Annotated in this window: 20 protein-coding genes; 11 read left to right on the plus strand and 9 right to left on the minus strand. The window is 72.1% G+C overall.

Annotated features, from left to right (window positions below; all coding sequences use genetic code 11):
- The first annotated feature begins 63 nt into the window (after window positions 1–63).
- Genes uvrC through whiA form a run of 4 tightly spaced genes read left to right on the plus strand, consistent with a single transcriptional unit; the run spans window position 64 to window position 4,896 of the window.
- Window positions 64–2,007 (plus strand): excinuclease ABC subunit UvrC, encoded by a 1,944-nt coding sequence (uvrC, locus tag AB0H12_RS28460; RefSeq protein WP_499626874.1) that lies wholly within the window; start codon window positions 64–66, stop codon window positions 2,005–2,007.
- A 26-nt stretch (window positions 2,008–2,033) separates the two neighbouring features.
- Entirely contained in the window at window positions 2,034–2,891 is an 858-nt protein-coding gene (gene rapZ, locus AB0H12_RS28465; RefSeq protein WP_170232487.1) for an RNase adapter RapZ, read from the plus strand.
- Window positions 2,888–3,919, plus strand: coding sequence for a gluconeogenesis factor YvcK family protein (locus AB0H12_RS28470; protein WP_499626876.1), 1,032 nt, complete (start codon window positions 2,888–2,890; stop codon window positions 3,917–3,919). The genes rapZ and AB0H12_RS28470 overlap by 4 nt, the downstream gene beginning before the upstream one ends.
- The gene (gene whiA / locus AB0H12_RS28475) at window positions 3,910–4,896 is read left to right on the plus strand and encodes a DNA-binding protein WhiA (protein ID WP_230569164.1); all 987 of its coding nucleotides are present in this window, start codon (window positions 3,910–3,912) and stop codon (window positions 4,894–4,896) included. Before AB0H12_RS28470 ends, whiA begins: the two co-directional genes overlap by 10 nt.
- A 16-nt stretch (window positions 4,897–4,912) precedes the next feature.
- On the opposite strand, the gene AB0H12_RS28480 is transcribed toward whiA, so the two are convergent.
- Entirely contained in the window at window positions 4,913–6,979 is a 2,067-nt protein-coding gene (locus tag AB0H12_RS28480) for an acyltransferase family protein (RefSeq protein ID WP_499626877.1), read from the minus strand.
- Window positions 6,980–7,551: 572 nt separating this feature from the next.
- Here AB0H12_RS28480 and gap point away from each other — a divergent pair.
- The 5 genes from gap to AB0H12_RS28505 all read left to right on the plus strand — a co-directional run bounded on the left by gap (window position 7,552) and on the right by AB0H12_RS28505 (window position 11,272).
- The gene (gene gap, locus AB0H12_RS28485) at window positions 7,552–8,556 is read left to right on the plus strand and encodes a type I glyceraldehyde-3-phosphate dehydrogenase (protein ID WP_230569162.1); all 1,005 of its coding nucleotides are present in this window, start codon (window positions 7,552–7,554) and stop codon (window positions 8,554–8,556) included.
- A 22-nt stretch (window positions 8,557–8,578) separates the two neighbouring features.
- Window positions 8,579–9,742, plus strand: a complete 1,164-nt coding sequence (locus AB0H12_RS28490) for a phosphoglycerate kinase (protein WP_499626879.1) — start codon at window positions 8,579–8,581, stop codon at window positions 9,740–9,742.
- Complete coding sequence (tpiA, locus tag AB0H12_RS28495) at window positions 9,742–10,530, plus strand: triose-phosphate isomerase (RefSeq protein WP_499626881.1); 789 nt, start codon at window positions 9,742–9,744, stop codon at window positions 10,528–10,530. The genes AB0H12_RS28490 and tpiA overlap by 1 nt, the downstream gene beginning before the upstream one ends.
- Window positions 10,531–10,619: 89 nt before the next feature.
- Complete coding sequence (gene secG / locus AB0H12_RS28500) at window positions 10,620–10,853, plus strand: preprotein translocase subunit SecG (protein WP_230569159.1); 234 nt, start codon at window positions 10,620–10,622, stop codon at window positions 10,851–10,853.
- 74 nt (window positions 10,854–10,927) lie between these two features.
- Window positions 10,928–11,272, plus strand: coding sequence for an RNA polymerase-binding protein RbpA (locus AB0H12_RS28505; RefSeq protein WP_015103628.1), 345 nt, complete (start codon window positions 10,928–10,930; stop codon window positions 11,270–11,272).
- A 79-nt stretch (window positions 11,273–11,351) separates the two neighbouring features.
- Here the strand turns inward: AB0H12_RS28505 and AB0H12_RS28510 are convergent, their stop codons facing one another.
- Window positions 11,352–12,224, minus strand: coding sequence for a hypothetical protein (locus AB0H12_RS28510; RefSeq protein WP_499626884.1), 873 nt, complete (start codon window positions 12,222–12,224; stop codon window positions 11,352–11,354).
- Between the two features lie 79 nt (window positions 12,225–12,303).
- Here AB0H12_RS28510 and AB0H12_RS28515 point away from each other — a divergent pair, with 79 nt between their 5' ends.
- Together AB0H12_RS28515 and AB0H12_RS28520 are read left to right on the plus strand one after the other, a co-directional pair.
- On the plus strand, window positions 12,304–13,113 hold the full coding sequence (locus AB0H12_RS28515) for a hypothetical protein (RefSeq protein WP_499626886.1): 810 nt from the start codon (window positions 12,304–12,306) through the stop codon (window positions 13,111–13,113).
- Window positions 13,110–14,855 carry a serine/threonine-protein kinase gene (locus AB0H12_RS28520; RefSeq protein ID WP_499626888.1) on the plus strand — a complete coding sequence of 582 codons (1,746 nt, stop codon included), beginning with the start codon at window positions 13,110–13,112 and terminating at the stop codon, window positions 14,853–14,855. The genes AB0H12_RS28515 and AB0H12_RS28520 overlap by 4 nt, the downstream gene beginning before the upstream one ends.
- A gap of 520 nt (window positions 14,856–15,375) precedes the next feature.
- Here the strand turns inward: AB0H12_RS28520 and AB0H12_RS28525 are convergent.
- The 7 genes from AB0H12_RS28525 to tkt all read right to left on the minus strand — a co-directional run bounded on the left by AB0H12_RS28525 (window position 15,376) and on the right by tkt (window position 25,273).
- On the minus strand, window positions 15,376–16,545 hold the full coding sequence (locus AB0H12_RS28525; RefSeq protein WP_499626890.1) for a sensor histidine kinase: 1,170 nt from the start codon (window positions 16,543–16,545) through the stop codon (window positions 15,376–15,378).
- A gap of 350 nt (window positions 16,546–16,895) precedes the next feature.
- Window positions 16,896–17,663 carry a 6-phosphogluconolactonase gene (gene pgl / locus AB0H12_RS28530; RefSeq protein WP_499626892.1) on the minus strand — a complete coding sequence of 256 codons (768 nt, stop codon included), beginning with the start codon at window positions 17,661–17,663 and terminating at the stop codon, window positions 16,896–16,898.
- Window positions 17,660–18,868: a glucose-6-phosphate dehydrogenase assembly protein OpcA gene (opcA, locus tag AB0H12_RS28535; RefSeq protein ID WP_499626894.1), complete on the minus strand. Its 1,209-nt coding sequence runs from the start codon at window positions 18,866–18,868 to the stop codon at window positions 17,660–17,662. Before opcA ends, pgl begins: the two co-directional genes overlap by 4 nt.
- Window positions 18,865–20,406: a glucose-6-phosphate dehydrogenase gene (zwf, locus tag AB0H12_RS28540; protein WP_230569152.1), complete on the minus strand. Its 1,542-nt coding sequence runs from the start codon at window positions 20,404–20,406 to the stop codon at window positions 18,865–18,867. The genes opcA and zwf overlap by 4 nt, the downstream gene beginning before the upstream one ends.
- Complete coding sequence (locus AB0H12_RS28545; protein WP_499626896.1) at window positions 20,403–22,019, minus strand: phosphoglucose isomerase-related protein; 1,617 nt, start codon at window positions 22,017–22,019, stop codon at window positions 20,403–20,405. Before AB0H12_RS28545 ends, zwf begins: the two co-directional genes overlap by 4 nt.
- A gap of 25 nt (window positions 22,020–22,044) precedes the next feature.
- Complete coding sequence (gene tal / locus AB0H12_RS28550) at window positions 22,045–23,157, minus strand: transaldolase (RefSeq protein WP_499626898.1); 1,113 nt, start codon at window positions 23,155–23,157, stop codon at window positions 22,045–22,047.
- 22 nt (window positions 23,158–23,179) lie between these two features.
- On the minus strand, window positions 23,180–25,273 hold the full coding sequence (gene tkt, locus AB0H12_RS28555; protein WP_499626900.1) for a transketolase: 2,094 nt from the start codon (window positions 25,271–25,273) through the stop codon (window positions 23,180–23,182).
- Window positions 25,274–25,477: the final 204 nt, after the last annotated feature.

Below are 25,477 nucleotides of genomic sequence, written 5' to 3' on the forward strand. Positions count from 1 at the left end.
CGGCGCACTCGGACAGAGCCCGGTCTCGGCAGGCTTGTCGGTCCCCCCACGTACGCTTGTCCGGTGGCCGATCCGTCGACCTATCGCCCTGCGACAGGCACCATCCCCGAAGCACCCGGCGTCTACAAGTTCCGCGACGCGGGCGGGCGCGTGGTGTACGTCGGCAAGGCCAAGAGCCTGCGCCAACGCCTGAACTCCTACTTCGCCGACGTCGCCGGCCTGCACCCGCGCACCAGGCAGATGGTGACCACCGCCGCGAGCGTCGAGTGGACCGTCGTCGGCACCGAGGTCGAGGCGCTGCAGCTCGAGTACAACTGGATCAAGGAGTTCGACCCGCGCTTCAACGTCCGCTACCGCGACGACAAGTCGTACCCGGTCCTGGCCGTGACGTTGCACGAGGAGTTCCCCCGCCTGCACGTCTACCGCGGCCCGCGCCGCAAGGGCGTGCGCTACTTCGGCCCGTACGCGCACGCCTGGGCGATCCGCGAGACGCTCGACCTGCTGCTGCGCGTCTTCCCGGCGCGCACGTGCTCGGCGGGCGTGTTCAAGCGGCACGGCCAGATCGGCCGCCCCTGCCTGCTCGGCTACATCGACAAGTGCTCGGCGCCGTGCGTGGGCCGGGTCGACGCGGACCAGCACCGCGACATCGTCGAGGACTTCTGCGACTTCCTGGCCGGCAAGACGGACTCGATGGTGCGCCGTCTCGAACGCGAGATGACGGCCGCCGCCGAGGAGCTGGAGTTCGAGAAGGCCGCACGCCTGCGCGACGACCAGGCGGCCCTCAAGCGCGCCCTGGAGAAGCAGGCCGTCGTCCTCGGTGACGGAACGGACGCCGACGTGGTCGCGTTCGCGCAGGACGACCTGGAGGTGTCGGTCCAGGTGTTCCACGTGCGCGGCGGCCGGGTGCGCGGCCAGCGCGGCTGGGTGGTCGACAAGGTCGACGAGACCGGTGTGACGGGCCTGGTGGACCAGTTCGTCACCCAGTTCTACGGCGAGCAGGTCGAGTCGGCGCGGGCCGGCGGCGTGGAGGCGGCGCCGGTGCCGCGCGAGGTGCTGGTGCCGGAGCTGCCCGACGACGCCGAGGCGGTCGAGAAGTGGCTGTCGGGCCTGCGCGGCGGCCGGGTCGCGCTGCGGGTGCCGCAGCGCGGCGACAAGCGGGCGCTCATGGAGACGGTGGAGCGCAACGCCAAGGAGGCGTTCCAGCAGCACAAGCTGCGCCGCGCGGGCGACCTGACGGCCCGGTCGGCGGCCTTGCAGGAGCTGCAGGAGGCGCTGGGCCTGGACACGGCGCCGTTGCGGATCGAGTGCACCGACGTCAGCCACGTGCAGGGCACGGACGTGGTGGCGTCGCTGGTGGTGTTCGAGGACGGCTTGGCGCGCAAGTCCGAGTACCGCCGGTTCGCCGTGCGCGAGGGCGCCGAGCAGGGCGACGTCGGCTCGATCGCCGAGGTGGTGCGGCGGCGCTTCCAGGCGTACCTGCGCGACAACAAGGACGACGGCGGCCCGACGCCCGGCATCGACCCGGAGACCGGCAAGCCGCGCAGGTTCGCGTACGCGCCGAACCTGCTGGTGGTGGACGGCGGCGCGCCGCAGGCGCAGGTAGCCTCCGACGTCTTGGCGGAGCTCGGCATCACGGACGTCGCGGTGGTCGGCCTGGCGAAGCGGCTGGAGGAGGTGTGGGTGCCCGGCGAACCGGACCCGGTGATCCTGCCCCGCACCAGCGAGGCCCTGTACCTGCTGCAACGGGTGCGCGACGAGGCGCACCGGTTCGCCATCGCCTACCACCGGCAGAAGCGGTCGAAGCGGATGACGACCTCGGCGCTGGACGACGTGCCGGGACTGGGGCAGACGCGCAAGGCCGCCCTGTTGAAGCACTTCGGCTCGCTGAAGAAGTTGCGCGAGGCGAGCATCGAGGAGATCAGCGTGGTGCCCGGAGTGGGCCGGCGCACCGCGGAGGCCGTGCACGCGACGTTGGGCACGGCGGGTACCGAAGGGGAGCGAACGTGAGCGCACCGGCCGGCGAGAAGTCCGGCATCGAAGTCGCGGTGGTGACGGGCCTGTCGGGGGCGGGCCGCAGCACGGCCGCGAAGTGCCTGGAGGACCTGGGCTGGTTCGTGGTGGACAACCTGCCGCCCGAGCTGATCGCGACCATGGTGGAGCTGGGCGCTCAGGCCAGGGGTGCGATCACCAGGGTCGCGGTGGTGATGGACGTGCGCAGCCGCGCGTTCACCGAGGACCTGGCGGCGGTGATCAAGGACCTGGACGCGCGCGGCTACAAGCCGAAGGTGCTCTTCCTGGAGGCCACCGACGACGTGCTGATCCGCCGGTTCGAGTCGGTGCGCCGCGGCCACCCGTTGCAGGCGGACGGCCGCCTGGCCGACGGCATCGAGGCCGAGCGGATCCTGCTCACGCCGTTGCGCGAGGAGGCCGACCTGGTGCTGGACACCTCGGCGCTGTCGGTGCACCAGCTGCGGGCCAAGATCGAGGACACGTTCGGCACGGAGTCGGCGACCCGCACCCGCGTCACGGTGCTGTCGTTCGGCTACAAGTACGGCCTGCCGATGGACGCCGACCTGGTGATGGACGTGCGGTTCCTGCCGAACCCGTTCTGGATCCCGGAGCTGCGCGAGCAGACCGGCCTGGACGGCGACGTGCGCAACTACGTGCTCACGCAGGAGGGCGCGGAGGAGTTCCTGGACCGCTACCACGAGCTGCTGCGGCTGATCGGCGCCGGCTACCGGCGCGAGGGCAAGCGGTACCTGACGCTGGCGGTCGGCTGCACCGGCGGCAAGCACCGCAGCGTGGCCATCTCCGAGGAGCTCGCGGGCCGGTTGGCCAGCGAGGACGGCATGGCCGTCAAGGTCGTGCACCGGGACCTGGGACGCGAGTGAGCTTCGCAGCGGTAGCGCTGGGCGGTGGGCACGGGCTGCACGCCACGCTCACCGCCCTGCGCAAGGTGACCGACGACGTGACGGCCGTGGTGACGGTCGCGGACGACGGCGGCTCCTCGGGGCGGCTGCGCCGCGAGCTGGGCCTGCTGCCGCCCGGCGACCTGCGCAAGGCGATGGTGGCGCTGGCCGGCGCGGACGCCTCCAGCGCGTTGTGGGCGACGTTGTTCCAGCACCGGTTCGGCGGCACCGGCGCGCTCGCCGGGCACGCGGTGGGCAACCTCGTGCTGGCGGGCCTGCTGGAGCAGCTCGGCGACCCGGTGGCCGTGCTGGAGGAGGCGGGACGGCTGCTCGGCGTGCGCGGTCGCGTGCTGCCGATGTGCACGGAGCCGTTGTCGATCGAGGCCGACGTGACCGGCCTGGACGATGACGACGACGTGGTGCGCCGCATCCGCGGCCAGGTCGCGATCGCCACCACGCCGGGCCGCGTGCAGCGGATCCGGCTCAACGGGCCGGGCGGCCCCGGCGAGGCGCCGCGCGGCTGCCCGCAGGCGGTGGAGGCGGTGCTCGCGGCCGACGTCGTGCTGCTGGGGCCCGGCTCGTGGTTCACCAGCGTGCTGCCGCACCTGCTCGTGCCCGAGTTGCACGACGCCCTGGTGCGCACGTCGGCGCGCAAGGTGGTCGTGCTCAACCTCGTCCCCCAACCGGGGGAAACCGACGGCTTCTCGCCGGAGTTGCACCTGGACGTCCTGTGCGCGCACGCGCCCGCCCTGCGGGTGGACGCGGTGATCGCGGACGTCGACGCGGTGCCCGTTCCGGACCGGCTGCGCAGGGCCGCCGCAGCTCTCGGCGCTGCGGCGCACCTCGCGCCCATCGCCGTGGCCGGCGCGCCCGACCGGCACGACCCGACCGCGCTGGCGTCGAGCATCACCAGTGCGTTGGCCGGCCCTGGTGACGAGACCGGAGGGGCGTCGAGTACAACCCTCCAGGAAGACCGGACGAGCAGGGGAGGCGAGGCGCCGTGGCGATGACGTCGGCGGTGAAGGACGAGCTGAGCAGGCTGGCCGTCTCGAAGACCTGCTGCCGCCGCGCGGAGGTCGCCTCGTTGCTGCGGTTCGCGGGCGGCTTGCACATCGTGGGCGGCCGGGTGGTCGTCGAGGCGGAGCTGGACCTGGGCTCGACGGCGCGCCGGCTGCGCCGCGAGATCCACGAGCTGTACGGGCACCAGTCGGACGTGTTCACCATCACGTCCAGCGGGCTGCGCAAGGGCACCCGGTTCGTGGTGCGCGTGGTGAAGGACGGCGAGGGTCTGGCCAGGCAGACGGGTCTGCTCGACCCGCGCGGACGTCCGGTGCGAGGACTGCCCGCGCCGGTCGTGTCGGGCGGTGTGTGCGACGCGGAGGCGGCATGGCGCGGCGCGTTCCTGGCGCACGGCTCGCTGACCGAGCCGGGCCGGTCGTCGTCGATGGAGGTGACCTGCCCCGGGCCTGAGGCGGCGCTGGCTCTGGTCGGCGCGGCGCGGCGGATGGGCATCGGCTCGAAGTCGCGCGAGGTGCGCGGCGCGGAGCGCGTGGTGATAAGGGATGGCGACGCAATCGGCGCGATGCTGACCAGGCTCGGCGCGCACGACAGCGTGCTGGCCTGGGAGGAGCGCCGGATGCGCCGCGAGGTGCGTGCGACGGCGAACCGCCTGGCGAACTTCGACGACGCCAACCTGCGGCGCTCGGCGCGGGCCGCCGTCGCCGCCGCGGCCAGGGTGCAGCGCGCGCTGGAGATCCTGGGCGCCGAGGCGCCCGACCACCTGGCCGCGGCGGGAGCCCTGCGGCTGGCGCACCGGCAGGCCTCGCTGGAGGAACTGGGCCAGCTCTCCGACCCGCAGATGACGAAGGACGCCGTCGCGGGCCGCATCCGCAGACTCCTGGCGATGGCGGACAAGCGGGCGAAGGAACTGGGCATGCCGGACACCGAGTCCGCCGTGACGGCGGACATGCTCGAGGCCGAGGTCTGACGGAGCAGCTGCCGCGTCAGCGGAGTCCCAGGGCGGTGACGAGCGGGTCGGCCAGGGACCTCACGTAGGTGTCGGTGAGGTGGTTGTCGCGGTAGACGACCACGTTGCCGACCACGGCCGGGCAGGTGTCGGCGCGGCAGATCCAGTCGGTCAGGTCGACCACCCGCACGCCCGGCAGACCGGTCGCGGCGTCGGCCAGCGGGTCGGTCGCCGAGCCCATGGCCCGCGCCCGGGGCGTGTCGCAGTCGGCGGGGTCGTCGGGGCGGCGTTCCAGGCACGGCACGACCGGGCGTGCCGGCCGGGGCAGTTCGCGGATCACGGCGACCGGGATGGCCGCGTCCGACAGCGCGGTGAGCATGGTCCGATAACCCTCGACCGCGCGGTCCGGCGACTCCCAGGTCCAGTCCAGGTCCGAGCGGTAGGACTCGGGCGACATGGCGGCGGTGACGACCAGGTCCGGCGCCAGGTCGCGGATCAGGTCGAGCTTCTTCATGTTCTCGTCCGAGCAGACGGTCAGCGGCGTGCCCGCGTCCGACGGCGGCACGGCGGTGAACGGGCAGCCGTTGCGCACGACGACCTTCACCCGCCACCGGCCGGCGCCCTCGTGCCGCACGAACTCGGCGAGGGCGCTGCTGAACTGGGCGGCGTGCGAATCGCCGACGATGACCGCGGTCCTGGTCGCCTCGGGCTCCCCGTACGTGCACGCCGAGGGCTCCGCGGTCATGTCGTAGATGTTGCAATCGCCCGGCAGGTCGCCGAGCGGCCCGTCCTCCCCGGCCACGGCGGGCGCGGGTGCGAGCGGGACGCCGGCCGGCGCGGGCACCGGGCGGCTCGGGTCGAGGGCCAGCGCGCCGGGGTGGTCGGCGTCGATCACCGACCTGCCGCGCAACGCCGCCAGCGTCGCCTCGGCCGACGCCCACCCGCCCGACGCGACCGCCACGGTCACCGCGACCATCGCCGCGCCGATCCCGTACGTCACGCGCCTGCGGTCGCGCTTGCGCCGCCGGAACGGGTCCTCGACGAAGTGCTTCGACAACGCCGCCAGCACGAGGCTCAGCGCCCCGGCGAACACGACCTGGTACCGGTCCAGCGCCTCGCGCCCGGTGAACTCGAGCACGAACACGATCACCGGCCAGTGCCACAGGTACAGGCTGTAGGAGATGTCGCCGACGTAGGTCAGCGGGCGCACGCCGAGCACGCGCGCCAGCGAGTCGTCCCGGGCGAGGAGCATCGCGGCGGCGCCGACGGTCGGCAGCGCCGCGATCCAGCCGGGGAACGCCATGCCCGTGCTGAACCAGAACGCGCTCACCAGCACCGCGGCCACGCCTCCCCAGCCCAGCAGCACGCGTGCCGCCGAGCCGAGCCGCAGCCGGTGCAGCGCCATGGCGGCCAGGCCGCCGATCCCGAGCTCCCACATCCGGGTCGGCGTGACGAAGTACGCCGCGCCCGGGTCGACCGGCGTGTACCAGGCCGAGAACGCGAACGACGCGACCGTGATCGCGCCGACCGCGACCGCGGCGTACCGCACCGGCCGGCCGCCCCGGCGTGCCGCGAGGGTGGCCGCGACCAGCAGCACCAGCGGGATGACCAGGTAGAACTGCTCCTCGACGGCCAGCGACCAGAAGTGCTGCACCGGTGAGGCGCCGACTCCCGCGTGCCCGTAGTCGTTCGACAGCACGGCCAGCAGCCAGTTCTGCGCGTTGACCGCGGAGAACAGGACCTCGCGCAGCACGGTCGGCCACCGCGACTCGGGCAGCACCGCGAACACCGCGGCCGCGACCCCCAGGAGGACGGCGGTGGCGGCGGGCAGGAGCCTGCGGATCCGCCGCGCGTAGAAGTCGAGCAGCCCGACCCGCCCGGTGCGCCGGACCTCGCCGGTGAGCGTGCCGATGATCAGGAAGCCCGAGAGCACGAAGAAGACGTCGACGCCGACGAAGCCGCCGGGCAGCCACTCGGGCCGCAGGTGGTAGCAGATCACCAGGCCGACGGCCAGCGCGCGCATGCCCTGGATGTCGGCCCTCACGACGGGGCGGCGATCGCCGTGCGCGCGCGTCGAGGTCGGCTCTTCGGTGACCAGCGCCACAACTCACCACCACGGTCGATGACAAAAGCGGCGCAGCTTAACCCGTTCGTGTGGTGCGGGACGTAGTCCGTTCAGGGAAGCGTTATCAGGCTGTCGAACTGGTGGCGGGCGGCACGCGCGTCACCGCCGTGGTGCGAGAGCGCAAGAACCCCTGACCCCGCGCGTGTCGAACCCTCAGGCCGCGTGAGTCCTACGTCCGCGTCGCGTGTGTCCTACGTTCGGAACCCGCGTGTCCTACGCTCAGGACCCCCGAATTCAACGCTCGGAACGGCCACCCTCCGTCACGCAACGCGCATCCTGCACGCGAGCACCGAGCGTCATACGCTGGGACCCGCCGATCCCGGCACCGAGCCACGGCACGACCGCACTCCGGGGTCACGAAGCCCCCGTGCCTGAGTTACCCAGAGGTAACAAGCCGGTCAAGCTGGATTTTCTTGTTCGATAAAGAGATCCTGGTGGTCCACGTGACCAGGGACGCAGGCCGGAGGCTAGGCTGGCTCTCGGCTGCCTGGTCAGCCCATGACTGCACGCCCCTGGCGGACAACGCCAGTCGAGTACCGAGGAGACTCACCGTGACGGTTCGCGTAGGTGTCAATGGTTTCGGCCGCATCGGTCGCAACTTCTGGCGCGCCGTTCAGGCCAGCGGGCACGACATCGAGATCGTCGCCTTCAACGACCTCGGTGACGTCAACACCATGGCCCACCTGCTCAAGTACGACTCCATCCTCGGCCGTCTCGACGGCGAGGTGACCGTGACCGACGAGGGCATCGCGGTCGACGGCAAGGTCATCAAGGCCCTGGCCGAGCGCGACCCCGGCAAGCTGCCCTGGAAGGACCTCGGCGTCGACGTCGTCGTGGAGTCGACCGGCTTCTTCACCGACGCCTCGGCCGCGCGCAAGCACGTCGACGAGGGTGGCGCGAAGAAGGTCATCATCTCCGCACCGGCCAAGGGTGAGGACCTCACCGTGGTGCTGGGCGCGAACGACGACCAGTACGACGGTTCGCAGACCGTCATCTCCAACGCCTCGTGCACCACCAACTGCCTGGCCCCGCTGGCCAAGGTGCTGCACGACAGCTTCACCATCGAGCGTGGCCTCATGACCACGATCCACGCCTACACCCAGGACCAGAACCTGCAGGACGCGCCGCACAAGGACCTGCGCCGCGCCCGTGCCGCCGCGCTGAACATCGTGCCCACCAGCACCGGTGCCGCGAAGGCGATCGGCCTGGTCCTGCCGGAGCTGAAGGGCAAGCTCGACGGCTACGCCCTGCGCGTGCCCGTGCCCACCGGCTCGGCCACCGACCTGACCGTCACCGTCGGCCGCGACGTCACCGTGGACGAGGTCAACGCCGCCTACAAGGCCGCCGCGGACGGTGCGCTCAAGGGCTACCTGCGCTACAACACCGACCCGATCGTGTCGGCCGACATCGTCACCGACCCGGCGTCGTGCATCTACGACGCGCCGCTGACCAAGGTCATCGGCAACCAGGTCAAGGTCGTCGGCTGGTACGACAACGAGTGGGGCTACTCCAACCGCCTCGCCGACCTGGTCAACCTCGTCGCCAGCAAGCTCTGAGCGAAGAGACGGATCACTCGCTGTGAAGACTCTCGACGATCTGCTCAGCGAGGGTGTCTCGGGTCGGCGCGTCCTCGTGCGCGCCGACCTGAACGTCCCCCTCGACGGCGACCGGATCACCGACGACGGCCGCGTCCGCGCGTCGGTGCCCACCATCAAGGCGCTCGTGGACGCGGGCGCCCGCGTGCTGGTCGCCGCGCACCTGGGCCGCCCCAAGGGCGAGCCCGACCCCAAGTTCTCCCTCGCGCCCGTCGCCGTCCGGCTCGGTGAGCTGCTCGGCCAGACGGTCGAGATCGGCGCCGAGGCCGCCGGCGACGGCACCGTCGTGCTGCTGGAGAACATCCGCTTCGACGCCCGCGAGACCAGCAAGGACGACGCCGAGCGCGCCGCCCTCGCCGACGAGCTGGCCGCCAAGGCCGACGCGTTCGTCTCCGACGGCTTCGGCGTCGTGCACCGCAAGCAGGCGTCGGTCTACGACGTGGCCAAGAAGCTCCCGCACTACGCGGGCGGCCTCGTGCTGGCCGAGGTCGAGGTGCTGCGCAAGCTCACCGACGACCTCCAGCGCCCCTACGTCGTCGTGCTCGGCGGCGCGAAGGTGTCCGACAAGCTCGGCGTCATCGCGAACCTGCTCACCAAGGTCGACCGGCTCCTCGTGGGCGGCGGCATGGCCTACACCTTCCTCAAGGCCCAGGGCCACGAGGTCGGCGGCTCGCTGCTCCAGGAAGACCAGCTCGACCAGGTCCGCGGCTTCCTCGCCGAGGCCGAGAAGCGCGGCGTGGAGCTCGTGCTCCCGGTCGACGTGCTGGCCGCCGTCGACTTCGCGCCCGACGCGCAGTTCGAGGTCGTCGCCACCGACGCCATCCCCGCCGACCGGCAGGGCCTGGACATCGGCCCGGCCACCCGCGAGCTGTTCGCCTCGAAGCTCGCCGACGCGCAGACCGTGTTCTGGAACGGCCCGATGGGCGTGTTCGAGTTCGAGGCCTTCTCCGGCGGCACCCGCGCGGTGGCCGAGGCGCTGGTCAAGAGCGACGCGTTCACCGTGGTCGGCGGCGGCGACTCGGCCGCGGCCGTGCGCGCGCTCGGCCTGCCCGAAGACGGGTTCTCGCACATCTCCACCGGTGGTGGGGCGTCCCTGGAGTACCTGGAGGGCAAGGAACTGCCCGGCGTGTCTGTGTTGGAGGCGTGATGGCTCAGCGTCAGCCCCTCATCGCGGGCAACTGGAAGATGAACCTCAACCACCTCGAGGCCATCGCCCTGGTGCAGAAGATCGCCTTCTCGCTCCCGGAGAAGTACTTCGCCAAGGTCGAGGTCGCGGTGCTGCCCCCGTTCGTCGACATCCGGTCGATCCAGACCCTCGTCGACGGCGACAAGCTGCTGCTCAAGTACGGCGCGCAGGACCTGTCGCCGCACGACTCGGGCGCCTACACCGGCGACGTGTCCGGCCCGATGCTGGCCAAGCTCGGCTGCTCCTTCGTCACCGTGGGCCACTCCGAGCGGCGTGAGTACCACAACGAGGACGACGGCGTGGTCAACAAGAAGGTCAAGGCCGCCCTGAAGCACGGCGTCACGCCCATCTTCTGCCTCGGCGAGCAGCTGGACGTCCGCGAGGCAGGCGGGCACGTCGAGCACTGCACCGAGCAGCTCGTCGCGGGCCTGAAGGGTCTCACCGCCGAGCAGGTGCGCGACGTCGTCGTCGCCTACGAGCCGGTGTGGGCCATCGGCACCGGCAAGGTCGCCTCGTCGGCTGACGCACAGGAGGTGTGCGCCGCCATTCGGGTCAAGCTCGCCGAGCTCTACGGCGAGGACGTCGCTTCGGCCGTTCGAGTGCTTTACGGCGGCTCGGTCAAGTCCGGCAACATCGCCGAGTTGATCGCTCAGAAGGACGTCGACGGCGCCCTTGTCGGTGGTGCGAGCCTGGATGCGGACGAGTTCGCGAAGCTGTGTGCACTCGCCGCGGGCGGCCCTCTACCCTGACGGATTGACACACTCTTCACCCGCGGTGGTCCACGGTCGGCAGTCGACCGGGTACTCTGTGGCGTCACCTGCCTGACAGCGAGGAAGAAATGATCCTGTTCCTGCAGATCCTGCTGCTCGTCTCCAGCCTGCTGCTGATCCTGCTCGTGCTGCTGCACCGCGGGCGTGGCGGCGGTCTGTCCTCGTTGTTCGGCGGCGGCATGCAGTCCAGCCTGTCCGGTTCCAGCGTGGTGGAGAAGAACCTCGACCGGCTGACGTTGTTCGTCGGCGCGATCTGGGTCATCGCCATCGTGGGCATCGGGCTGCTGATGAAGGTCAACTGACACAGGTCGGCGGGCGCCGACGACGTCGGCCGACGCGGACACAGGGAAACCACGTGGTGGGGGTGTGAGGGTCGATGGCTGGTGGTAACGCGATTCGCGGTACCCGCGTCGGCGCAGGCCCGATGGGCGAATCGGAGCGCGGCGAGTCCGCGCCCCGACGTCGGGTGTCGTACTGGTGCGCGAACGCGCACGAGTCTCGGCCGTCGTTCGCGGTCGAAGCCGAGATCCCGGAGAACTGGGACTGCCCCCGGTGTGGTCTGCCGGCCGGGCGTGACGAGCAGGCACCTCCTGCTCCGCCGCGCAACGAGCCGTACAAGACGCACCTGGCGTACGTGAAGGAGCGGCGCTCCGACGCGGACGGTGAGGCGATCCTCGAAGAGGCGCTCACCAAGCTGCGCAAGCAGCGCGAAGAGCCCTAGCCAGGCTCAGGCGAGAACGGCACGACGGCCCCGGCGGGACTTCCCGCCGGGGCCGTCGTCGTCTTCAGCGCCGGTCGCTTCAGGTCCGCTTGGTGAACAGGCCGGCGAACTGGCGTCGGACCATGATCGCGCCCACCAGCAGGAAGAACACCAGGATCACCAGGGTGGACGTCGTGCCGCCGGTCGAGCTGGTCAGCGCCACGTCCACGCTCCCGACCAGCACCACGCCGCAGTCGGCGCGGATCACGTGGCGACCCGGATGGATCGTGGTGAACTCGACCCTGGTGCTGAACGTGCCCGAATCGTCCGCCTTCGCCGCGCCGACGGCCTCGCCCAGCGAACTGAGCCGCACCGGCGAACCCGGGTCACAGCCCGTGCCGGTGGCGGTCAACGGGTCACCCGGCTGGATGTTGTCCTTGTCCAACGTCAGCGCGCCGTCACCGTCGAACGGTGTCGTGGTGGCGGTCGTGGTCGGCGCGGAGCTGTCCGTCGTGGTCGTCGTCGTTGTCGTGGTCGTCGTCGGCTGGGTGGTAGTGGTCTGCGGACGCGTGGTGGTCGTCGTGGTCACCGGGGGCGCGGTCGTCGTCGTGACCGGCGGTGGGGTGGTGGTCGTCGTCGGCCTCGCGGTCACGGTGAAGTTGTCCGTCGGGTTCGACGTCGCCGCGCACTGCGGTCGTGCCGTGACCCGGTGCACCCCGACGCCCGCGTCCGACGGCACGGTCGCCGTACCCGAACCCGTGCCGCGACCCGCGTGCCTGCCGCTGCCGATCACCCTCCCGCCGTCCCACAGGATCTGCACGGTCGGGTCCGAGCAGTCCGGATCGAGGTACACGCCGGTCCAGCTCACCGTGAACGTGCTGCCCGCCGGACCGGAATCCGGGCTCGCGGTCGCGACGCCCTGCGGCTGCGCCGATACCGGTGCCGCTACGAGCGCCGTAACGCCATATGCCAAGGCACCGAGTAAAGCTAGTGTTCCTGCCGATCGCATGCCGACTCCCGGACCAGTCCGCTACCCCCGATGAGGTGCCCTTGTGAGACGCATTATGAGCAGCGTCGGTTTACTGCTCCTGTGCGGGATCTTCCTCGGCGTCGCCCCGGCCCGGGCCGCCGGGGGCGCGGTCACCATCGACGCCACGGTGGATGGCGCCCCGGTCGGTGAGGACGAGCTGCTGCTCGACCCGTCCCGCGCCTCCCTCATCTCGGTGACCGTCCACAACGGAACGGACACGGTGCGGCACGTCAAGACGATCCGGCTGTCCGGCACGGCGCTGGCGTTGACGTTCTTCTCCTACGACACGACCGTGCCGTTCGACGTGCCCGCCAGGGAAAGCGTCACGCGCGGGTTCGTGCTCGACCTCGGGCAGCTCGACGCCCAGGCGACCGGCCTGCTGCCGACCGAGCTGGAAGTGCTCGACACCAACCGCGACGTCCTGGCGTCGATCGGCATGACCGGTGACGTGCGCGGGTCGATGTGGTCGGTCTACGGGGTGTTCGGGCTGGCGGTGTTCGGGTTGACCTCGCTGGCGTGGGCGGGCGCGTTGTTCGCGCTGGCCCGCCGGCGGCTGCCCGCGAACCGGTGGCAGCGGGCGATGCGGTTCCTGCCCGCCGGCGTCGGCACCGGGCTCGTGGCGGTGATCTCGCTGTCCGTGCTGCGGATCATGGCGCCGTCGCCGGCGGCGGAGATCCCGTTCGTGCTGGGCGCGGCGGCGGTCGCGTTCGCCTTGGGCTACCTGACACCGCACCCGGACGCGGACGACCTGCCCCCGGTGGGCCCGGCCGGTCCGGTCGACCCGGAGAGCACGCAGCGCATCACGCGGCCGTTGCCGGGCGGTGTGGCGTGACGGTGTCGGCGAACGTCGTCGCGGCGCTGCCGCAGTACGAGCTCGGTGCGGAGGTCGGGCGCGGCGGGATGGGGGTCGTGTACGCGGCCGTGCACCGGCCGTTGGGGCGGGCGGTCGCGGTGAAGCGGCTGCCCGGCGTGCTCGCGTCGGATGAGCGGATGAGTGCGCGGTTCGCGCACGAGGCGCGGCTGCTGGCGCGGCTCGACCACCCGCACATCGTGCCCGTGTACGACTACGTCCAGGACCACGGCGAGCACCTGCTGGTGATGGAGAAGCTCGACGGTGGCACGGTGTGGTCGAAGTTCACCGGTTCGGGTGTCACACCCGCATCGTCGTGTGCCATCGGTCTGGCGATGCTGTCCGGTCTGCACGCGGCGCACGGGGCCGGGGTGCTGCACCTGGACGTGAAGCCGAAGAACCTGCTGTTCACCGCCGGCGGGGTGCTCAAGGTCGCCGATTTCGGGATCTCGCAGGTGGTGAGCGAGGGCGCGACGCTCGTGACGCACGGCGGGCAGGTGCTCGGCACGCCCGCGTACCTGTCACCGGAGCAGGCGCTGGGCAATCCGCTCACCCCGGCGGCCGACGTCTACGGCGCGGCGACGGTGCTGTACGAGCTGCTGAGCGGTCGGCTGCCGTTCGACAGCGGCGGTGGGGCGTTGGCGATGATCCAGCGTCACGTCTACCAGCAGCCCCGCCCCCTGATCGAGGTACCGGATCCACTCGCCCGAGTGATCATGCGGGGGATTGAACGCGACCCCCAGGCCCGGTACCGCAACGCGGAGACGTTCGCGGTGGACCTGGCGGGCGCGGCGGCGGAGGTCTTCGGCCGGGACTGGCTGCTGCGCCTCGGCGCCCCGGTCCACCTGAGCCCGCACGTCGCCGCCGCCGGCACTCGCCCCGCGTCCGGCCCCTCCGTGCCGCGGGAGACCCTCGACATACCCGTTCGGGCGACGCTCGTGGACGCTCCGCCGACGCCCGTGCGGCTGGGTGCGGAGACCCTCGTGCCGGCGGCGCAGCTGCTGGCCGCCACCGCCCCGAAACCTGCGCGGTGGTTCGCGCTGGCGGCGGCCCTCGCCGCGGTCGTGATGATCACCGTCCCGTTCACCCTGCCGGGCCGCGACCTGCCGGCCCTCGACGTCGACCTCAGCAAGCCGGTCTCCGTGGGCCAGGGCAACCCGGCGACCGCGCGCCTCGCCGTGACGGCGGCCGGCATCACCCTGGCCGACGTCCCCGCTTCCCCACCGGCTTCGTCGCTCACCTCCTCGCCGGCCTCCGTGCCGACCGACGGCACACCGACTTCCCCCGACGGCGGTGTCCGACCCGACCCCTCCGCACCGACCGCGTCACCGCTGGCGTTCGAGCTGCCGGGCGCGAGCCGGTGGATCGTGGGCGGCGCGGCGGTGGCGACGGTGACGGCCGACGGCCAGTCCACCGACTACTCCCTCCGGCCCGTCACGCACCCGATGATCAGCATCATGGGCGCGGGGAGCGCGGTGCTGCTGCTGTTCGCGCTCGCGTACCTGGAGTCGATCCTGCGGTCCCTGCGGCGGCGTCGGGCGGGGACGGCGGCGGTGGTCGCGGCGGCTCCGTTGGGCTTCGCGCTCGGGGTGGCCGTGTGGCTCCTGCCGTCCGTGCTGCTGCGTCACACACCCGACTTGTGGCCGGCGCTGGTGTGCGGCGGGCTGGGCGTGGCGGCGGCGGTCTGCACGGCCGTGGCCACCCGGCGGTTCGCTCTCCGCTGACGGCTGCGCGGCAGCTCTCCGCTGACGGCTGTGCGCCGATGGTCTGCCCCTGCGCCGCTGACGGCGGCCGGCACGGCGCTGGCACTGGACCGCTGCCAGCGTGCGACCGCTGCGGGCACCGACACCTGCGGGCACCGACACCTGCGGGTCGGGCGGCTGCCCTGTGCGGTGGCTGTCGTGTTGCCCGCGAGCCGATGCGCGGACAGCGTTGCCGGCAGCCGGTGCGGGGCAAGCCTGGTGTCCAGGCGGGCCGTCGTGTGTCGACTGCCGGCGGTGGCAGTGCGGGCGGTGGCGGTGGCGCTGCTCCTAGCGTTCCGTTCTGCGCGCTCCTCCCCGTGTTCCCCCAGCGCCTCGCCCCAGCGCCTCCTCCCAGCCCGCTCCTCCCTCTTGCGCCGCGCGGTCCGGACAGGCCGGGGGTTGGTCGGCGGTCCTCGTTGTTTCAACCGACGTTCGAGATCGACGATAACAGTGTTTCGTTTGACGATTCCAGAATGATCACCCATCGGTGTGACGGGCGAAATCAGGGCTTCAGTGTTCTGACCAGGGGAAACGTCACCTTCACCGTGAAGCCGCCGCTGTCTGTCGGGCCCGCTTCCAGCTCACCGTCCAACAACGCCGCACGCTCCCGCAGTCCCACCAGCCCATGACCACCGCTGGGCAACGCCGCCCCGTCCACCGACCCCACCGCACCCTCCGGCGCCTCGTTGCGCACCTCCACGCGCAACTGATCGGCATCGGCGACCACCACCACGACGGTCGCCGCACCGCACGCGTGCTTCCGCACGTTCGTCAACGCCTCCTGCACCGTCCGGTACGCCGCACCCGACACCGGAGCCGGCAGGTCGCCCACCGGCCCCTGCACGGTCAACGTCGCCGGAATCCCCGCCGTGGCCACCAGCTGCGCCAAGTCCTCGACCCGGGGCTGCGGCGAGTCGTCGCCGCTCGTCGTCCGCAGCACGCTCACCAGCTGCCGCAGCTCGTCCAACGTCCTCGTGCTCAACATCCGGATCGTCCCGGCGACCTGCTTCGCGTTCGGATCGGCCGCCGCCACCCGCAGGGCGCCCGCCTGCATCGCGATCAAGCTCACCTGGTGCGACACGACGTCGTGCATCTCCCGCGCCAACCTGGCCCGCTCGTCCGCCCGCACCGCGTGCGCGTGCAGCATCCGCTCCCGCTCCCGGCTCGCGGCCAACTCGCCGATCCGCGCCGACAACTCCTCCCGCGCGTGCGCCAGCAACCCGATCGCGATCGGCATCCCCGCGACGATGCACCCGTAGATGGCGTTGTGGACGTGCGTCTTCCAGTCCAACGCCGCGAACTCCGCAGGCGGCCACACGAAGAACCGGCTCAGCCACACCAACGCCGCGCCGACGTAGGTCTGCTTCGACAGCAGCTGCTCCCGCGCCAACGTCCCCAGCGCGATCATCGCCGCCAACTGCGCCCACCCGGCCAGGAACCCGGGCACGGTGATCAGCACCACCAGGAACGGGAACCGCCGGCGCAGCGCCACCGCCGCCACCGACACGACCGACAGCACGTAGTTGTACGGCTCGGCCTCGGGCACGACCCGCAGCCACACGTCCAGCGCCGCGATGCCGACGGCCGCCGCGTCGAAAGCCACCTGCCGGTGCCGGCCGAGCACGCGGCCGAGGAACCGCCCGAGCGCTCCGAGGAAGGCAGCACGCCGCACCCGCTCGGTCGCGACGCCGTTGACCCGACCGCTCGGCAGTCTTTCGACAGCGTTGCCGGCCAGGGTTCGACCTCCTGTGTCAGCTGTCCGCCGGTCCTCACCGTACTGCGCTGTCATCACGCTTGGCATGACCCGCCTTTCCGCCCCCGACCCGCTCGAACGACCCGCTCACCCTTCGAGATGCTGTGATTACCCGAATGGGACGCCGTGCGCCGCACAAAATTGCGAGCGCGAACGTCCGGTGAGCGGACAACGTGCGTGGAAGCGGCCCGTGAGTGCGCCAAATCACCCCTGGGAACGCCGCTGCCGCCGCGCCCGGAACGGACGACGGCGGCAGCGGGACGGAAGGTTCAGGCCGACGGCGGGGTGATCGGCGCCTTCGCGGCGGCGGCCGAGTCGAGCAGCCACAGCGTGCGCTCCCGGCCACGGGCGCCCGCGGCCGGCAGCTGGACCTCGTCCGCGTCGGTCAGGCCCAGGGCCACGGCCTCGCCCTTCGCCGCGCCCGTCGTCATCAGCCACACCTCGCGCGCCGCGCGGATCGCGGGCAGGGTGAGGCTCACGCGGGTGGGCGGCGGCTTGGGGCAGTCGCGCACCGCGACGACGGCGCGCTCCCGCTCCGCCACCGCGGGCGACTCCGGGAAGATCGAGGCCACGTGCCCCTCCTCGCCGACGCCGAGCAGGCACACGTCGAACGACGGCACGGAACCGTCCGGACCTCCGGCGGCGGCGAGCACGGCGGCGTACGCCTCGGCGGCGGCCTCCGGGTCGTCGCCGAACCGCCCGTCGGACGGCTCCATCACGTGCACGCGCGAAGCCGGCACCGGCACGTGGTCCAGCAACGCCTCCCGCGCCTGCGTCTCGTTGCGGTCGGGGTGCCCGGCGGGCAGGAACCGCTCGTCGCCCCAGTACAGGTCGACCCGGGTCCAGTCCACCGCGTCGCGGGCGGGCGTGGCGCGCAGCTGCTCCAGCACCGCGATGCCGGTCCGGCCGCCGGTCAGCACCAACGACGCCGACCCGCGCGCGGTCTGCGCGTCCACCAGGCTGGTGACCAGGCGGGCGGCAACCGCGGCGGCCAGCAGCTCGCCGTCACGGTGCACCACCACCTCCGGCCGGCTCACGAGCCCGCCTTCGCCTTCGCCGCCTTGGGCGCGGCCTTCCCCGCAGCCTTGGGAGCGGCCTTGGCGCCGGAGGGCTTCGGCGCGGCGGTCTTGGCGGCGGCCTTGGCCGACGCCTTCGCGGGCCTGCCGTCCACCTTCGAGTCCGCCGATGCCGTGACCTCCGCCGACGCGTCCGCGGGCTTGGTGTCCGCCACGGCGCCCGGACCGCCGTCCGACTTCGCCTTGGCGGCCCCGGACGCGGCCCGCGCGGGCTTGCGCGTCGCGGCGGCGGCCTTCGGCGCGGTCCGACCGCGCACGACCTTGCCCAGCGACCGCAACGCCGCCTCGTACACCTCGTCCGGGTCGAGCCGGCGCAGCTCCTCGGCCAGGCAGTCCCGCACCTGGCGGCGCTGCAACGCGACCCGACGCTCCGGCTGGCCGGGCTGGGTCAGCGTGCCGACCTTGCCGTCCGGGCGCGACAGCTCGACCAGCCCGGACCGGCGCTCCAGCCGCACGTCGACGATGCCCTCACCCCGGCTCGCCTTCGCGCGCCGCACCGGCACCCGCAGGCACCCGGCGAGCCACGCGGCCAGCAGGTCGGTCGACGGCGAGTCGCTCTCACCGCTCACCTCGGCCTCGGTGACCTTCTCGTACGGCGGCAGGTCGAACGCCGACGCGAGCATCGCCCGCCACAGCGTCAGCCGCGTCCACGCCAGGTCCGTGTCGCCGGGCCGGTAGCCCGACTTGCGCTGCTCCAACGCCCGGATCGGGTTCTTCTCCGCCGCCGCGTCGGTGATCCGGCGCTGCGCGAGCTGCCCGATGGGGTCCTCGGCGGGCACGGCGGGCGCCTCGTTGGGCCACCACGCCACCACCGGGGTGTCCGGCAGCAGCAGCGGCACGACGCACGAAGCGCCCTCGTTGGCCAGCTCGCCGTACAGGCGCAGCACGATGACCTCGGACGCGCCCGCGTCGCCGCCGACGCGGATCTGCGCGTCGAGCCGGGGCGCGGCCTTGCGCGCGCCGCGCGCCACCACGATCACCCGGCAGGGGTGCTCGCGGCTGGCGTCGTTGGCCGCGTCGATGGCGTCCTCGGTCTTGGTGCCGTCGTCGGTCACGATGACCAGCGTCAGCACCCGCCCGAGGGTGACCGCGCCGCCTTCCTCGCGCAGCCGCACGAGCTTGCTGTTGACCTGCGACGTGGTGGTCGAGGGCAGGTCGATGATCACGGACGCCTCCAGTGCCTGCCGGTGCGGGCCAGCATCTCGTCCGCCGACGCCGGCCCCCAGGTGCCTGCCTTGTACTTCTCCGGCGCGCCGGTGGCGCTCCAGTGCCTCAGGACGGGGTCCAGGATCTCCCAGGACAGCTCGACCTCGTCGTTCTTCGGGAACAGCGACGGCTCGCCGAGCAGCACGTCCAGCAGCAGCCGCTCGTAGGCCTCGGGCGAGGACTCGGTGAACGCGTGGCCGTAGCCGAAGTCCATCGTGACGTCGCGGACCTCCATCGAGTTGCCCGGCACCTTGGACCCGAACCGGATGGTCACGCCCTCGTCCGGCTGCACGCGCACCACCAGGGCGTTCTGCCCCAGCTCCTCGGTGGCGGTGTCGTCGAACGGCAGGTGCGGCGCGCGCTTGAACACCACGGCCACCTCGGTGACGCGGCGGCCGAGGCGCTTGCCGGTGCGCAGGTAGAACGGCACGCCCGCCCAGCGGCGGGTGTTCACCTCGCAGGTGATGGCCGCGTAGGTCTCGGTGACCGAGTCCTTCGCGAACCCGCCCTCCTCCAGCAGCCCGAGCACCTTCTGCCCGCCCTGCCAGCCGCCGGTGTACTGGCCGCGGGCGGTGGTCTCGTCGTACGGCCCGATCGACCGGGTCGCCGAGAGCACCTTGACCTTCTCCGCGCGCAGGTCGCTCGGACGGAACGAGACCGGCTCCTCCATCGCGGTCAGCGCGAGCAGCTGGAGCAGGTGGTTCTGGATCACGTCACGGGCCGCGCCGATGCCGTCGTAGTAGCCCGCGCGCCCGCCGAGGCCGATGTCCTCGGCCATGGTGATCTGCACGTGGTCGACGTAGTTGGCGTTCCAGATGGGCTCGTAGAGCTGGTTGGCGAAGCGCAGCGCCAGGATGTTCTGCACCGTCTCCTTGCCGAGGTAGTGGTCGATGCGGAACACCGACTCCTCGGGGAAGACGTCGTTGACGGTCTTGTTGAGCTGCCTGGCGCTGGCCAGGTCGTGGCCGAACGGCTTCTCGATGACCACCCGGCGCCACTGGTCGGGGCTGTCGGTCGGCGGCGTGGCCAGCCCGGCGCGCTTGAGCTGGTTGACCACCGTGGTGAACGCGCTGGGCGGGACCGACAGGTAGAACGCGTGGTTGCCGCCGGTGCCGCGCTCGCGGTCCAGGTCGGCGAGCGTCGCGGCGAGCGAGTCGAACGCGGCGTCGTCGTCGAAGGTGCCCTGCACGAACCGGATGCCCTCGGCGAGCTGGTTCCAGACCTCCTGCCGGAACGGCGTGCGCGCGTGCTCCTTGACGGCGTCGTGCACGACCTGCATGAAGTCCTGGTCGGCCCAGTCGCGGCGGGCGAAGCCGACGAGCGCGAAGCCCGGCGGCAGCAGGCCGCGGTTGGCCAGGTCGTAGATGGCGGGCATGAGCTTCTTGCGCGACAGGTCGCCCGTCACGCCGAAGATCACCAGGCCGGACGGCCCGGCGATGCGCGGGAGCCGCTTGTCCCGCGGGTCGCGCAGGGGATTGCGCTTGGTGGGGGCCGTCACGAACCGTCCTCCTGGATGGCCTCGACGAGCTGCGCGAGCCCGGCGACGCGGTCGGTCAGGTGCAGCCGCAGCACCGGGCGACCGCGCTCGGCGAGCACCTGGCCGTCGCCCAGCGCCTGGGCCAGTTGCAACGTGCTGAGGTCGTACGGCCTGTCCGGCACGTCCAGTTCGGTCTCGGACTCGCCGGTCAGCTGCAGGAACACGCCGTTCTGGTGACCGCCCTTGTGGTACTGGCCGGTCGAGTGGAGGAACCGCGGTCCCCACCCGAAGGTGGTCTGCAGGTGTGAACGCTGCGCCAACTCCGGGCGAACGAGGGCGAACGACGCGTCGTCGACCCGGTCGAGGTACGCCTGCACGGACAGGTAGCCGTGCTCGGGCGCGGCGGCGACCAGCGCCCGCAGCGCCTCGGCGACCGTCTTCACGTCCGCCGGCAGCCAGCCCTCGCTGGGGTAGGCCTCGATCGGACCGTCCACGAAGGCCGGTTCGGCCGACGACGCGGCGGGGGAGTCCAACAGGGACCGGGCCGCCTTCTTCGCCGCCTCCACGTCGGGCTGGTCGAACGGGTTGATCTCCAGCACCCGGCCCACCAGCGCGGTCGCGTACTCCCACACCAGGAACTGCGCGCCGAGCGAGCCCTCGACCGAGAGCGTGGACGAGCCGGTGGCCGGTCCGAGCGCGACGGTCGTGGCGTCGGAGCGGGCGTCCACGAAACCGGGCGCGCCCGGACCCTCGACCACCACGGGCAGCAGGCCGGTGCCGTTCTTGCCGGTCGACTCGGCGATCAGCTGCTCCGCCCAGTCGCCGAACCCGGCGATGCCCGAGCCGGTGTCGGCGAGCACGACCTTCTCCGCGCCGTGCGCGTGCGCCACCGCGAACGTCGCCGCCAGCACCACCGCCGGGTTGTCCGGCGAGTCGGCCGACACCAGCGGCGCGGCCGACGCGGCCTCGTCGAGCAGCTTGCCGACGTCCGCGCCCGCCAGCCCGGACGGCACCAGGCCGAACGCGGTCAGCGCCGAGTACCGGCCGCCGACGTGCGGGTCGGCCAGGAACACCTTGCGGTAGCCCGCTTCCCGCGACGCCGCCTCCAGCGGCGAGCCCGGGTCGGTCACCACGACGATGCGCGACGCCGCGTCGATGCCCGCCGCGGTGAACGCGGCCTCGAAGATCCGCCGGTGGCTGTCGGTCTCGACGGTGCCGCCCGACTTGGACGACACCACCACGACCGTGCGCTCCAGGTCGCCCGCCAGCGCCTCGGCCACCTGGCCGGGGTCGGTGGTGTCGAGCACCACCAGCGGCACGCCTGCCGTGCCCGTGATCACCTCGGGCGCGAGCGACGAGCCGCCCATGCCGGCGAGGACCACGCGGTCCACGCCTTCGGCGAGCAGCTCGTCGCGCAGCGCGGTGATCTCCGCGACCAGCGGGCGGGACGTCTCGTGCAGCGTCGTCCACGCCAGGCGGATCGACGCCTCCGGCTCCGCGTCGGCGCCCCACAGGGTGGCGTCCCCCGCGGTGAGCCTGCTCGGAGCCGAATCCCGGACAAGGTCGCCCACGACGGTGTCGACCTGGTTCTGGTTCGGCGTGCGGACGATCTCCACGGAGATCACCTCGGTCATGTCAGTCCTGTCCCGTTCTCGGCTCTCAGGCCTTGGCCTGGTTCAGCTGTCCGGTCACCGTGTCGAGCAGTTCGGCCCACGACTTCTCGAACTTGTCGACGCCCTCGGTCTCCAGCACGACGAACACGTCGTCCAGGTCGATGCCGACCTCGACCAGCCCGTCGAAGACCTCCTGCGCGCCTGCCGCGCGGCCGGTGACCGCGTCGCCCTCGATCTTGCCGTGATCGGCGACCGCGTGCAGGGTCTTCTCCGGCATCGTGTTGACCGTGTCGGCCACCACGAGCTGGTCCACGTACCGGGTGTCGGAGTACTGCGGGTCCTTCACGCCGGTGGACGCCCACAGTGGACGCTGCGCGCGGGCGCCCGCAGCGGCCAGCGCCTCCCAGCGCTCGCCGGCGAACGTCTCCTGGTACGCCGCGTAGGCCAGCACCGCGTTCGCGATGGCAGCCTTGCCGCGCAGCGCGGTCGCCGCCGGGGTGTCCAGCGCGTCGAGCCGCTTGTCGATCTCGCTGTCCACCCGGGACACGAAGAACGACGCCACGGAGTGGATGCCGCGCAGGTCGTGCCCGTTGGCCTTGGCCTGCTCCAGGCCCGCGACGAACGCCTCCATCACGTGCCGGTAGCGCTCCACGGAGAAGATCAGCGTCACGTTCACGCTGATGCCCTCGGCGAGCACCCGGGTGATCGCGGGCAGGCCCTCGACCGTGGCCGGGATCTTCACCAGCAGGTTCGGCCGGTCGACGGCCTTGGCCAGGTCGAGCGCCTCGGCGACGGTGGCCTCGGTGTCGTTGGCCAGCCGCGGGTCGACCTCGATCGACACCCGGCCGTCCACGCCGTCGGTGGCGGTGTAGATGTCGCGGAACAGGTCGCACGCGTTGCGCACGTCCGTGGTGGTGATCTCGCGGACGGCGGCGTCGGTGTCGGCGCCGCGCGCGGCCAGCTCGCGCACCTGCTCGTCGTAGGCCGAACCCTTGGCCAGGGCGGCGGCGAAGATCGTCGGGTTGGTGGTCACGCCCACCACGTGCTGGTCGGCGATCAGGCCGGCCAGGTTGCCGGTGTTCAGCCGCTCGCGGGACAGGTCGTCCAGCCAGATCGACACGCCCGCGTCGCTGAGCGCGGCCAGCGGATTGGTGCTCATCTCGTCAACTCCCTGAAGTCTCTTACTTGGTCCGGGCCAGCGAGCGGCGGGCCGCCGCGACGACGTTCTCCGTCGTGAACCCGAACTCGCGGAACAGCGTCTGGTAGTCCGCCGAGGCGCCGAAGTGCTCGATGGACACGATCTCGCCGGCGTCGCCCGCGAAGCGGTGCCACGGCTGGGCGATGCCCGCCTCCACCACCACGCGCGCCTTCACCGACGACGGCAGCACCTGCTCCTGGTAGCTCTTGTCCTGCGCGTCGAACCACTCGACGCTCGGCATGGACACCACCCGGGCGGCGACGCCCTCGGCCTCGAAGACCTTGCGGGCCTCGACCGCGATCTGCAGCTCCGAGCCGGTCGCGATGAGGATCAGCTCCGGCTCGCCCTCGCCCTCCAGCACGTAGCCGCCGCGCGCGACGCCCTCGGCGGCCTTCTCCTTGGTGCCGACGAGCACCGGCAGGTTCTGCCTGGTCAGCGCGATGCCGGCGGGGCCGGTCGGGTTCTCGACCACGGCCCGCCACGCGGCGGCCGTCTCGTTCGCGTCACCGGGGCGCAGCACGGTCAGGCCCGGGATGGCGCGCAGCGCGGCCAGGTGCTCGATCGGCTGGTGCGTCGGGCCGTCCTCGCCGAGGCCGATGGAGTCGTGCGTCCACACGTAGGTGACCGCGGACTTCATCAGCGCCGCCAGCCGGACCGCCGGGCGCATGTAGTCGCTGAACACGAGGAACGTGCCGCCGTACGGGCGGGTGGGGCCGTGCAGCGCGATGCCGTTGAGGATCGAGCCCATCGCGTGCTCGCGGACGCCGAAGTGCAGCGTGCGGCCGTACGGGTTGGCGTTCCACATCTTCGTGGAGATCGACTCCGGGCCGAACGAGTCCGCGCCCTTCATCGTGGTGTTGTTGCTCTCCGCGAGGTCGGCCGAGCCGCCCCACAGCTCCGGCAGCACGTCGCGCAGCGCGTTGAGCACCTCGCCGGACGCCTTGCGGGTGGCCACGCCCTTCGGGTCCGGCTCCCACGACGGCAGCGCGTCGGTCCAGCCCTCGGGCAGACCGCGCACGACCAGGCGGTCCAGCAGCGCCTTGCGCTCCGGGTTCGCCTCGGCCCACGCGTCGAACGACTTCTGCCACTCGGACTTGGCCGCCTCGCCGCGCTTGATCACCGAACGCGTGTGCTCCAGCACCTCGTCGGAGACCTCGAACGTCTGCTCCGGGTCGAAGCCCAGGATCCGCTTGACCTCGGCGACCTCGTCCGCGCCCAGCGCCGCGCCGTGCGCCGCGCCGGTGTTCTGCTTGTTCGGCGCCGGGAAGCCGATGATCGTGCGCAGCAGGATGAACGACGGCCGCTCGGTCTCCGCCTTCGCGTTCTCCAGGGCCTCGAGGATGCCCGCGACGTTCTCGCCGCCCTCGACCACCTGCACGTGCCAGCCGTAGGCCTCGTAGCGCTTCGCGGTGTCCTCGGACAGCGCGATCGTCGTGTCGTCCTCGATGGAGATCTTGTTGTCGTCGTAGATCACGGTCAGGTTGCCCAGCTTCTGGGTGCCCGCCAGCGACGACGCCTCGGACGTGACGCCCTCCTCGATGTCGCCGTCGGAGGCGATCACGAAGATGTGGTGGTCGAACGGGCTCTGCCCGACCGGCGCGTCCGGGTCGAACAGGCCGCGCTCGCGGCGCGCGCCCATCGCCATGCCGACGGCGGAGGCCAGGCCCTGGCCCAGCGGGCCGGTGGTGATCTCCACGCCGTTGGTGTGCCGGTGCTCGGGGTGGCCGGGGGTCTTGGAGCCCCACGTGCGCAGCGCCTTGAGGTCGTCCAGCTCCAGGCCGTAGCCGTTGAGGAACAGCTGGACGTACAGCGTCAGGCTGGAGTGGCCCGCGCTGAGCACGAAGCGGTCGCGGCCGATCCAGTCGGCGTCGGCCGGGTCGTGCCGCATGACCCGCTGGAACAGCGTGTACGCGAGCGGCGCGAGGCTCATGGCGGTGCCGGGATGGCCGTTGCCGACCTTCTGCACGGCGTCCGCGGCGAGGATGCGGGCGGTGTCCACCGCGCGCTTGTCGAGGTCGGTCCAATCTTCGGGCAGGTGGGCTTCGGTCAACCGGGCGATGTCATCGGTGACGGACACTGACTTCCAGCTCCAAACTCACTAGGCGGCGGTTGTGACGGCCGGCGTGAACTTAATCGATCCCGTCAGGCCCGATCCGCGGCTACCAAGGTCCGCCGGCCAGCCTAGTCCGACGAGCGGACGCCCGTGGCACTCACGCTCTGTGGGTGTACGCACAGGCAGGGCTGCTGCGTTCAGGGAGTACCCGAAGGGGCTGCTCGGGCA

Source organism: Actinosynnema sp. NPDC023794, from assembly GCF_040639675.1.
Classification (GTDB): Bacteria; Actinomycetota; Actinomycetes; order Mycobacteriales; family Pseudonocardiaceae; genus Actinosynnema; species Actinosynnema luteola.

Coding starts and splice junctions, on each gene's coding strand:
- secG (WP_230569159.1), top strand. CDS start 10,620: ATGATCCTGTTCCTGCAGATCCTGCTGCTCGTCTCCAGCCTGCTGCTG.
- tpiA (WP_499626881.1), top strand. CDS start 9,742: ATGGCTCAGCGTCAGCCCCTCATCGCGGGCAACTGGAAGATGAACCTC.
- AB0H12_RS28505 (WP_015103628.1), top strand. CDS start 10,928: ATGGCTGGTGGTAACGCGATTCGCGGTACCCGCGTCGGCGCAGGCCCG.
- AB0H12_RS28545 (WP_499626896.1), bottom strand. CDS start 22,019: ATGACCGAGGTGATCTCCGTGGAGATCGTCCGCACGCCGAACCAGAAC.
- tal (WP_499626898.1), bottom strand. CDS start 23,157: ATGAGCACCAATCCGCTGGCCGCGCTCAGCGACGCGGGCGTGTCGATC.